Source organism: Paracoccus sp. (in: a-proteobacteria), from assembly GCF_039808215.1.
In the GTDB taxonomy this organism is placed as follows: domain Bacteria; phylum Pseudomonadota; class Alphaproteobacteria; order Rhodobacterales; family Rhodobacteraceae; genus Paracoccus.
On the sequence record NZ_JBDHSP010000098.1, the window covers coordinates 1 to 8494 of the forward strand.

The window sequence follows — 8494 nt, forward strand, 5'->3', positions numbered from 1 at the left end:
CGTCCCACGTCGAGAGGGCCACAATTGTGCACCCCAAGCGGCCGCTGAAAGTTGGCAGTGTCCCTTGCCGCCTATTGTCGCAACGGGCGGAAAGCCGGCTTTCGCTGAGTCTTGGACGAATGGCAGGAATGGGAAATCGCAGACTCTCGCTGCGTCAGGGAAAAGTGGTTGGGCAGCGCGGCTCTGGGACAGCCAGTGCGGCGCTCGTTCTCCTGTGATTCATCCGAATCAGAATCACGCATTCCCCGCAGCATTACGACGGCACTCAACCCTTTCAAATCGCACCCAAGCCTCTTCAAGGCTGACCTCGGATACGGCAAATCCGGCATTGATCCAAGCTTTCACTTGTGGCCCCTTTGCGTCGTTCGACCAAAATGAGCCGCGCTTGCGCGATGCCTCAGGCATTTTTTTATTGCCATTCAGCATGTTATCGATTTCCGCAAATCCGAGCTTCTCGGATTGCCTCGATGGCTCGATAGATCGAAGGTATTTATGAAGTGGCGCGTACATCCCGGATACGACACCATCATGCTGGGGCGATCTTTGCCCAGATTCTTCAGCGGTGCCCGCAGCGTGATCCTCTTCTTTCGGTTTCGCATCCGGCGCATCCGCAGCTACTGAAAGAGGCAAAAGCGATGGCTGTTCATCTTGGTTGTTACCCTGACGCTGCTCCGCGGCAGTCAGAGTCTTGGGGCGGGAGAAGTTGCTGTCGTTCATGGCTGTGCTTACCGTCGAGTAGACGGGTGGCTGTGGGGTATCGATGATCCCTGTTTCTATCACGGCTTGAGTGGAAGCCTGATCAGAGACTCCGGCGGCGCCGGACGTTACGCGCGCGTCGCCGTCGGCACCGGTCAACTCGTCGGTGCCGCATTGAGGTGGCGTTCGCCTCATTTGAACCTTCTCCTCAGAACACTCGAATGAGCCTTTGTCGGCTGCGTTTCCGGAAGGTGTTTCCGGGACACTCCAGCCCGCCATGCTTTTCTTGAGGGCCCGTATGATTTCGCTGGGCAGACGTTCGCCCAGAACTTGGACCAGCATGGTCGCGGATCCGGCATCCCGCTCTCTTAGGAAATTCACGTCGGCGGTAAGACCCTCGACATCGAGGGCCGCTCCGTCACGCTTGGTGACGTAGCGTTCATGCTGTTTCAGCGCCGCAAGGGCCAAAAGATCCGACGGTGTCTCTTTGGGATCATGCAAGCCCTCCACGAATTCGCGCAACGACGGCGCCGCCGCCAGGAACGGCTGCTCGACGTTGAAGTCCTTCTGGAGGCACCGGATTTCTTCCCTGACATCTTCGGGAAGTTCGATTGTGACATTCGGCCGCGCGTTGACCGAATTGAGCACGCAGGCCCAGCCGTAATACATCGTATCCCGCGATTTCGCGATCTTCTCGTAGTCGATGCGGCTCTCTTGGGACCTGACCCATTCTGCCGACCAGTCATCTGGTGTGAGCGAGAACAGCTGCGTCAGAGATACGCCTTTGGCTTCCCGCTCTTCCTTCTCGACAGCCTCGACCCAACGAATCCAACCCTTCGACATGTGACTGAGCGTGATCTCTGAATCCGCAGCCTTTGCATCATGACCATGAACGATACAGGCCGTTTCCGTGAAGGAATGGAATGACCGGACCATTTCGATGGGAAGTCGCTTTCCAAGGTTCATGCCGTTCGCACCAACCCGATCCAGCACCTCCGGTTCGAGTATCGCCAAAACGAAGCTGTTGGCCGAGGTTCCGAGATCGGGCGTGCCCAGCATCAGTTCGGCGACGACATCCTGCTCTGCGGTTTTCTCTGGCGACCAGCGGGTAATTCGTCGGTCGTCCAGGCGGATCCCGCCCGTGTTGATCAGCCGAACCCATTCGAGATAGCTCAGCACGACAGCTTCTTGACGTGTCAAAACAGATCTTCCTCTTCTTCGAACGCAGGTTCTTGGTAGTCTCTGAACACCACGGCATCACGCGGCAACAAATCTACCAATGGGTGGGGGTTCTGCCCAGAGTGACTCATAACCAGACGCTCACGCGAACGGGTCATGGCAACGAAAAACAGGTTCCGCTCAAGCTCTTGTCGGTCAAATGTTGGATTATAGCGAACGATTTGCGTGTCCGAGTTGAGAAACGGCATGTGGACCACGTCAAAGTCCAACCCCTTGGAACTGTGATAGGTCATGATGAATACAAGTGGCCGACCATCCGCGTTAGACAGATCTCCGATCCCATTGCCAAAATATCTGACCGCAACATTGTGGAATTCGAAATGTTTGTTCAAACAATTGTAGTCTTCGATTCTGCCATTCTTAACGGAGATCTTCGGGCCGCTGCTGGCAATATCCATTTCGATGGCAAGTTCCCGGCAGAAATCCAGGATCGCGCCATGATGCGGAAGTAGTATAACAGCAGGATACTTGGGCCGAGCCATAGCCGTGGCTTCTTCGAAAACCCATCGTGCTTCCTGTCGAGAATTCGTAAAGCGTATCACACTCGCGCTCGCGTCGCGGATCTTTTGCACATCACCTTCGGCCAGGATTGTATTCGGCAAGATGGACTTCACCGCTTTTACGATAAATTTCGTTACTCTAAAGAGCTCCAGGAGGCGTCTCTTTTCACAAGGTATTGTTTCTATGATAACTTCTTCAGTATTGTCCGGCTCGTAGATGCGCTGTTCGCAATCTCCCGCAATTACGAGGTGACTGCACCGGCTCCTGAGATCGACAAGCTCATGACGGTCGACGTCCTGAACCTCGTCCAGAAGAATGATGTCATACTTGCTTTTGTCTGAGTATAGGAAACGCTTGTATGTCGAAACCGCGGCATCGGAACCCGCCTCTTTCACGGCCTGCTCGATCATTCCCTTCAAGGCATGGGTGTAGGTGAGAAACATGATGCGCAGATTGTGCTGCTTGGCCTCTAACTGTCGCGCGATGTGGCAAAGCACGATTGTCTTTCCAGTACCCGCGGCACCTTGCACCCAGAACGCGCTCCCCCCTGGAGTCGCGCTTATCCTGTCCACAACCATTTCGATTGTTCGGACCTGCAATGGGCTGATTTCTCCGGCTTTCCTGAACCAAGTCATATTAGCCGCTCCCGTCCGATCATTTTCCCGCGCCCCTCTGCCAGGTTTTCCTCGCGGAAGACGGTACCCCGCTCTGCCAACGCGTGTTCGCGGCGCTTGATCTCCGACTTGGCCTTTTCAGCAACAGAGCTTTTGCCGAGCTGCCGGGCGGCCTCGCGTAGCCGACGCAATTCTTGCAAACTGGTATCCGAGGAGCGAAGTTCATCCTCCAGCACCCTGACAACCATCTGCCGCAGTTTCTTCGCTTCGTCGGGATCGCGGCACTCGATCATACCCGCAAGCATTGCAGCCGCACTCGTATATTCAGGATCATGCTCAAGGGCTTGCCTGAGATAATTTTCCCGGATCCCTTTATCCCGCTCTCCACACGCAAGGTTATAGGCATTCAGAGCCGTGGGGCGACGCTTGTAAGCAATACCTGCCCATTCATGGCTTGCCTTTTCACGCCCCGCCATCGAGTAGTGGTAGCAAATGTTTGTAGCATGATCACTTCCGGGAGTGATCCGTTCCAGCGAAACGAGGAGGTCTGCCGCTAGTTCGTGTTCACCGGCATCCGCAGCAGCTTTTCTGTAAGCCTTGACGACATCGGCCGAAGGCCGACCGTTATTACGCAGCATTGACTCATTGAACTTCTGCCGTGCCTTCAGCATGGCCAGCTCGCTGGGCGACGCGGCCGCATTTGACAGCGGGTTCATAATCTCCGCGCGGGCGGTCTGCCCTGCTACCGTAACGGTCACGTCGAGAAGCTTCTCTTTGCTCAAATGGCCCGTGACCGTGACAGCATCACCCTGCTTGAATCCAGATTGTCCAACAGGCTTAACTGTCACGATGCCGACCAGTCGATCACGCGCGCCCGAACAGATCGGAACGTCCAGTTGTCTCTGCTCACCTTCGGGAATGGACAGCTGGATGACAAACGGGGCTTCCGAAGGCACCGGCGTCGATGCAGGGATCAGCGTCTCGATGGTGCCGCCCTTGGTCAGGACGGAAATGGCTTCCGAGGTGATCGGAGCAATGAAGTCGAAGCCAAAGCCGTTTAACCCGAGGCTGTGAATGGCCGCCCCCTGCGAAACAAGGGCGCGCAGGTTGCGAGGCACGACTTCGCGGACTTCCGGCGGAAAGGCGTCCATCACGGCTGCCCGGATCAGCGGGTTCTGCGCACTGCCGCCGATGAACAGCACCGCGTCCACCTCGTCGGGGTCGATTGACACCTTGTCCAGCACATCGTGAACAGGTCCGACCAGATGCAGCTTGTCATCCGCACCGCTACGCTCTCCGCAGAACGGTTCGAGAATGTCCAGGAACTGATGCAAAGAAAGCGACGGCGTGCTGATACTGATCACGTTGCCGCGCATCTTGAAGGGGGATACAGCCTGCGTTTCGAAGACCATGTCAGGTAGCCTTCTTGCCCTATCAAATTGTCCCACCTCCTTGTCTGCCAACAATTTGGAAATCGTGACTTTCAGTTTCTCGGCGGCGGGCGCGAGCTTCGGCAGGATTTTTTCCTCAATGTCGAGCGAACTCAACTCAACCTCGGAGCCGTCGTCCTGCCGGAGTTGTCTGACCAGGATACTTCTTGCGATCTCTCGGTCGATATCGTCGCCTCCAAGAGCCGTGAACTTGGAAATTGCTCGATTTCGTGATGTCACCCGTTCGCCGGAGATCGAGAAGTCCAGTAGCGAGACATCGCAGGTGCCCGCGCCCAGATCATAGACCAAAACGCTGATCTTGTGTTCGCGCGCACGGGCGAGAAGTTCTCCGCCTTCAGGTGCTCGGGCCACTTCGTGTATATAACTCAAGAAGGCGGCATTAGGCTCGTCAATCAGGCAATTTTCGTTCACTTCGATACCACAACCGCGAATGGCAGCCATCAGGTCGCGTCGCTGGTTGGCCTGAAATGCGGCAGGAACGGAAAATGCAAACCGTGCGTCTCCGTTCAATCCAAGGCGAGCCAGTTCTTCGTTGATGGCCTTCGTGAGCATCTTGAAGAATTCACGCGCCGCATCGGCTGGACGTTCAACGGTAATGCCTGGCACCCGCCCGGCGGGCAGGACCGTCGCGGCAAATTCAGGCCCCAAGTCCAGACCGAGCCCCATTTTGAAGGACGAAAACGAGTTCCGACCTTCTGTCAGTCGCGAACGGAGGTTGTAGGCATCTCTACCGAAGAGAAGAGTGTCGTTGCGAAACGCCAGCACGGTGTTGACGATCTCGTCACGAACGACACCACCATGTTGGCTCGGTTGTGACAGGGTGAGGGGACGGACTTCGATCCTTCGTCCCGTTTCGTCCCTGAACACAAGGCTGACAACTGTCGTTGATGTTCCAAAATCAATGCCGATAAACTGAGTGGAGTTCAGTGTGTCGAGACGGTTTGCCAAGCCAGTTTGTGATCCAACCAGCCAGCCTCCGGAAGTCGAAAAGTCACTCATATTGCAGTCAGCCTCTAAACTCGACCACTCGAAAAGGGCGACGGCCGCCCCAGAGTGGAGATATTGGCAAAAGTTGGTGACGCCTGATCAGGCGGCTGCTTGAAGTTGACGGAGGCCGTCGCGGAACTCAACCCCCTGGATGATCTCCGGCAGGCGGTTCTGGCCGTCGAGTTTGCGCCATTTTCCCTGCGCCGACATCATCAGCTTGAAGGCCATGGCCAGCCCGGTCCTGCGGCTGAGGCATCCTTTGGTGCGTTTGGTGCGGTGCCTGACGGTCGCAAAGGTGCTTTCGATCGGGTTTGACGTGCGGATATGCTTCCAGTGCTCGGCCGGGAAATCGTAGAAGGTCAGCAGCGCGTCGCGGTCCTTGACCATCTTGCCGACCGCCTTGCCCCATTTCACGCCGTAGGCCTCGACGAAGAAATCGAAGGCGGCATTGGCCTGGGCCTTTGTCTCAGCCTGCCAGATGTCGTGCAGATGACCCTTGGCTTTGTCTTGCAACGATTTTGGCAACGCGTTCAACACGTTCATGGTCTTATGCACCCAGCAGCGCTGTTCGCGCGTGATCGCGAAGACCTCGCGCAGCGCGGTCCAGAAGCCGAGAGCACCGTCGCCGATGGCCAGTTTCGGATCGTGCTTCAGGCCCCAGCGCCTGAGATCCAGCAAGAGCTCGCGCCAGCTCTCAGCGCTTTCGCGGAACCCGTCGGTCATGGCCAGCAGCTCCTTGCGGCCATATTCATCGGCCCCGACAATCACCAGGACACATTGCTTTTCTTCGGCCATCCGGGGTTTGAAGTAGACGCCATCGGCCCAGATGTAGAGGAAGCGGCGATTGCCCAGATCGCGTTTCTGCCAGGCCTCGTAGTCATTCCACCACTCGGCTTTCAATCGCGTGATCGTCGTAGCGGAAAGCCCGTTGGCGTTGGGGCCCAGAAGAGCCGCCAGCGCCTCGCTGAAATCACCGGTGCTGACGCCCTTGAGGTAAAGCCAGGGCAGCAGCTCCTCGACCGATTTTGCCTTGCGCAGGTAGCGCGGCAGGATGCCCGGCGTGAAGCTGATCTTCTCCTCACCGGGCTTGCGATCGCGCACACGCGGCACCTTCACCGCTACCGGGCCGATACCGGTCAGCACCTCGCGTTCGGGCAGGTAGCCATGGCGCACCAGGCGCGCCCGTCCGTCCTCAAGCTTCTCGGTGGAAAAGGCGGCCAGGAGCGTGGTCAACTCGGCCTGGATCGCCTGTTCGATCAGCTTGCGCGCCCCATGGCGCAGGATATCGGTGAATGGATCAGACCCAAATCCCGATGGATTGGGCAGTCGGGGGATGGTATCGTCGTGCATGTGGCATATCCCTTTCTCGATTGAGAATTGACGGCGCGTGAACACCGCCATGATATGCCGCCCCTCAGGGCATCACCAACTTTCGTGCGTTACTCCCCAGAGTGGGTTCACAACGTGAGATTAGGTATCAACTAATACTGGGTGGACGTGCAACTCTTGAATGTAGCGGGATAAATCTGGCTGGTGACAAAAAATTTCCGTCGTGGTGAAGTGAGTCAGCCGAGGCCGACAATGCATGCGCTGTACGTTTGTCATAGGGACGCAAAACGCGGTTTAGCATTCCCAGCACGACCGGCAACTTGGCTGCACACCGGCCATTCGCTGCGGGGTACATGAACGGCGGTTTAGGGCCGAAATGTTGCTGTCAGCGATGCGCCAGATAGTCCGCCGAAACGTAACCCGAGATACTGGGCCTGTCGGTGAGTGAGACTCTGCACCAGACCTTACCGTTATTCGTCACGCAGTTCTGGCGGGTGAGGCGCGTTCCGTCGGGCAGGCCGATTATGATGTTGTGGTCAAGGCCAGGGCCGTCCCGGAGCTTCAGGAGATCGTCTGGCCCGACACCCTTGACCACTGCCCCAGAACCGACCGCGCATCCGGCGGCGATCATGAGAGGGAGAAGAGCAGCAAAATGAGTTCGCATTATCTGACCTGAATCGTTTTGCCATCACTACGACACCATCACGCTAAAGGACAGCAGGCAGGTGCCCAACCCGGATTCGGAGAATGCGGCCACGCGGCATGGGATGAGCCCGACGGACGGCTCCGGGCCGACATTGCTCCGCTATCGCCTTCTCGCACGGCTGCGCATGACCCAATCCGCACCGCCATAAGTGACAGCGTAGATCAGCACTTCGCCTGCGTCATCATCGACCACGAAGGCAATGACGGCTTTTCGGCCAGCGGGGATTGCACGCAAGCCGGGGGCGATCTCATCCCGGAGGCTGCCCTTGTGCCGCGTGGCCTTCAGCGTGGCGATGGCCGCCTCGATCTCGGCCAGTTTGCGGGCGGCCACATCGGGCCCGGCATAGTCGAGGATCCAGTGGGCGATGGCGTCGAGGTCACGCGCAACGAGCGGGTGGAATCGGATGCGGTAATTCACGCGCCACGGGCCGCCCCGATGGTCGAGCGGGCAGCGGCGAAGGCATCGTCCTGGTCGATGAAGGCGGCGCGCGGCGTTTCCATTCGGGCACGGATTTCCTGCGCGAGGGCAGAGAGGGCCACCTCACGTTCCTGTTCGTCCTGCATCATCTGTTCCAGCGCAGCCGCAACCGCGGCGCTCTGGGTCGCGAACACACCCTGCCCGACCTTTTCCGAAAGGAACTGGTGGTGGCGGTCGGTGAAGCTGAGGGTGGTTTTGACGGTCATCCGCGCCTCCAAGGTATGACTGAGTCATATAGCAAGGGGGTGATGGTTTCAATGGCGACAGAAGCGCCGCAGCTGTTGAACGCGCCCGAATGCAAAAAGCCCCCTGGGTTTCAGGGGGCCTTGCAATACGTTGACTTGGCGTTGACTCGTTTTTGCACGGGCCATACACAAGTGTTTTTGTCGGATTCTAACCATTTGTAATGGTTTTATTTTCTGGTTGCGGGGGTAGGATTTGAACCTACGACCTTCAGGTTATGAGCCTGACGAGCTACCGGGCTGCTCTACCCC

7 protein-coding genes are annotated in these 8494 nt (G+C 57.5%); all 7 read right to left on the bottom strand.

The window, feature by feature from the left end:
• Positions 1-234 precede the first annotated feature (234 nt).
• The 7 genes from WMK75_RS17395 to WMK75_RS17425 all read right to left on the bottom strand — a co-directional run bounded on the left by WMK75_RS17395 (position 235) and on the right by WMK75_RS17425 (position 8206).
• Positions 235-1875, bottom strand: a complete 1641-nt coding sequence (locus WMK75_RS17395) for a hypothetical protein (protein ID WP_347268852.1) — start codon at positions 1873-1875, stop codon at positions 235-237.
• 17 nt (positions 1876-1892) lie between these two features.
• Complete coding sequence (locus WMK75_RS17400; RefSeq protein ID WP_347268853.1) at positions 1893-3071, bottom strand: 3'-5' exonuclease; 1179 nt, start codon at positions 3069-3071, stop codon at positions 1893-1895.
• Positions 3068-5500: an Hsp70 family protein gene (locus tag WMK75_RS17405; RefSeq protein WP_347268854.1), complete on the bottom strand. Its 2433-nt coding sequence runs from the start codon at positions 5498-5500 to the stop codon at positions 3068-3070. Before WMK75_RS17405 ends, WMK75_RS17400 begins: the two co-directional genes overlap by 4 nt.
• 87 nt (positions 5501-5587) lie before the next feature.
• Positions 5588-6838 carry an IS256 family transposase gene (locus tag WMK75_RS17410; RefSeq protein ID WP_347268855.1) on the bottom strand — a complete coding sequence of 417 codons (1251 nt, stop codon included), beginning with the start codon at positions 6836-6838 and terminating at the stop codon, positions 5588-5590.
• A 364-nt stretch (positions 6839-7202) separates the two neighbouring features.
• On the bottom strand, positions 7203-7481 hold the full coding sequence (locus WMK75_RS17415; protein ID WP_347268856.1) for an SH3 domain-containing protein: 279 nt from the start codon (positions 7479-7481) through the stop codon (positions 7203-7205).
• Between the two features lie 141 nt (positions 7482-7622).
• The gene (locus WMK75_RS17420; RefSeq protein WP_347268857.1) at positions 7623-7940 is read right to left on the bottom strand and encodes a type II toxin-antitoxin system RelE/ParE family toxin; all 318 of its coding nucleotides are present in this window, start codon (positions 7938-7940) and stop codon (positions 7623-7625) included.
• On the bottom strand, positions 7937-8206 hold the full coding sequence (locus tag WMK75_RS17425) for a hypothetical protein (protein ID WP_036706862.1): 270 nt from the start codon (positions 8204-8206) through the stop codon (positions 7937-7939). The genes WMK75_RS17420 and WMK75_RS17425 overlap by 4 nt, the downstream gene beginning before the upstream one ends.
• Positions 8207-8494 lie beyond the last annotated feature (288 nt).

What these genes read in the sequence shown, in the direction of transcription:
- WMK75_RS17415 (WP_347268856.1), bottom strand. Translation starts at nt 7,481, where the DNA reads ATGCGAACTCATTTTGCTGCTCTTCTCCCTCTCATGATCGCCGCCGGA.
- WMK75_RS17410 (WP_347268855.1), bottom strand. Translation starts at nt 6,838, where the DNA reads ATGCACGACGATACCATCCCCCGACTGCCCAATCCATCGGGATTTGGG.
- WMK75_RS17405 (WP_347268854.1), bottom strand. Translation starts at nt 5,500, where the DNA reads ATGAGTGACTTTTCGACTTCCGGAGGCTGGCTGGTTGGATCACAAACT.
- WMK75_RS17425 (WP_036706862.1), bottom strand. Translation starts at nt 8,206, where the DNA reads ATGACCGTCAAAACCACCCTCAGCTTCACCGACCGCCACCACCAGTTC.
- WMK75_RS17400 (WP_347268853.1), bottom strand. Translation starts at nt 3,071, where the DNA reads ATGACTTGGTTCAGGAAAGCCGGAGAAATCAGCCCATTGCAGGTCCGA.